The organism is Streptomyces niphimycinicus (genome assembly GCF_018883605.1).
Lineage (GTDB): Bacteria > Actinomycetota > Actinomycetes > Streptomycetales > Streptomycetaceae > Streptomyces > Streptomyces niphimycinicus.
The window spans coordinates 1-550 of record NZ_JAHLEM010000509.1; the positions used below are offsets into that span (position 1 = coordinate 1).

Consider the following 550-nt stretch of genomic DNA (forward strand, 5'->3'; position numbering starts at 1 on the left):
GCTCGAAACGCTGCTGGAGCTGGTCCGCACCCAGGTCGCCGCCGTCCTGGGCTATGGCACCGCCGACTCCGTCGACCCCGACCGCGCCTTCCGCGACCTGGGCTTCGACTCGCTGACCGCCGTCGAACTGCGCAACCGCCTGAACGCGGTCACCGGGATGCGGCTCCCCGCCACCCTGGTCTTCGACTACCCCACCTCCCTCGTCCTGGCCGAACACCTCCGGGACGAACTGGCGGGCACCGGAGCCCAGTCGGGCCTGCCCGTCCAGGCCGTGGGCGCGATCGACGACGAGCCGATCGCCATCGTCGGCATGAGCTGCCGCTTCCCGGGCGGGGTGCGCACCCCCGAGGACCTGTGGCGGCTGCTCTCCGCCGGCCAGGACGCGATCTCCGGCTTCCCCGTCGACCGTGGCTGGGACCTGGACGCGCTCTACCACCCGGACCCGGAGCACCCCGGCACCTCGTACACCCGCGAGGGCGGTTTCCTCCACGACGCCGCCGACTTCGACCCCACCTTCTTCGGAATCTCGCCGCGCGAGGCGCTGGCGACC

General features: G+C 72.7%; 1 protein-coding gene. It reads left to right on the top strand.

The window, feature by feature from the left end; all coding sequences use genetic code 11:
- A partial coding sequence (locus KN815_RS34305; protein ID WP_253209412.1) for an acyl carrier protein occupies nucleotides 1-550 on the top strand: 550 nt, incomplete at both ends.